Genomic DNA, 1282 nt, shown 5'->3' with positions numbered 1-1282 from the left:
ACTGCAACTGCAACGATAAACGCTGCTCCGACTCAAATAACTTTTACTGCTACTCCAACACAAATTAAGTGTAATGGAGGAACAGGAAGTGTTACTCTTGCTTCAAGTGGAGGAACAGGAACATTAACCTATTCAGGATCTGCTACTGCTAACTTAACTGCTGGAACGTATAACTATACTGTAACCGATGCTAACGGATGTACTGCAACGGCAACTGCAACGATAAACGCTGCTCCGACTCAAATAACTTTTACTGCTACTCCAACACAAATTAAGTGTAATGGAGGAACAGGAAGTGTTACTCTTGCTTCAAGTGGAGGAACAGGAACATTAACCTATTCAGGATCTGCTACTGCTAACTTAACTGCTGGAACGTATAACTATACTGTAACCGATGCTAACGGATGTACTGCAACGGCAACTGCAACGATAAACGCTGCTCCGACTCAAATAACTTTTACTGCTACTCCAACACAAATTAAGTGTAATGGAGGAACAGGAAGTGTTACTCTTGCGTCAAGTGGAGGAACAGGAACATTAACCTATTCAGGAGATGCAACTGCTAACTTAACTGCTGGAACGTATAACTATACTGTAACCGATGCTAACGGATGTACTGCTACTGCAACCGCAACGATAAACGCTGCTCCGACTCAAATAACTTTTACTGCTACTCCAACACAAATTAAGTGTAATGGAGAAACAGGTACTGTTACTCTTGCGTCAAGTGGAGGAACAGGAACATTAACCTATTCAGGATCTGCAACTGCTAGCTTAACTGCTGGAACGTATAACTACACTGTAACCGATGCTAACGGATGTACTGCTACTGCAACTGCAACGATAAACACTGCACCGACTCAAATAACTTTTACTGCTACTCCAACACAAATTAAGTGTAATGGAGAAACAGGTACTGTTACTCTTGCGTCAAGTGGAGGAACAGGAACATTAACCTATTCAGGTTCTGCAACTGCTAGCTTAACTGCTGGAACCTATAACTACACTGTAACCGATGCTAACGGATGTACTGCAACTGCAACTGCAACGATAAACGCTGCTCCGACTCAAATAACTTTTACTGCTACTCCAACACAAATTAAGTGTAATGGAGAAACAGGTACTGTTACTCTTGCTTCAAGTGGAGGAACAGGAACATTAACCTATTCCGGAGATGCAACTGCTAGCTTAACTGCTGGAACGTATAACTACACTGTAACCGATGCTAACGGATGTACTGCTACTGCAACTGCAACGATAAACACTGCTCCGACTCAAATAA

General features: G+C 42.3%; 1 pseudogene. It reads left to right on the top strand.

The annotated features are described in order from the left end of the window. Positions 1-1282 (top strand): annotated as a pseudogene (locus BLV35_RS19095) (hypothetical protein); the annotation flags it as partial.

It is taken from the genome of Flavobacterium gillisiae, from assembly GCF_900107635.1.
GTDB lineage: Bacteria > Bacteroidota > Bacteroidia > Flavobacteriales > Flavobacteriaceae > Flavobacterium > Flavobacterium gillisiae.
Note: the sequence above shows the minus strand (reverse complement) of the source record. Positions and strands in the feature narration are given on the sequence as shown.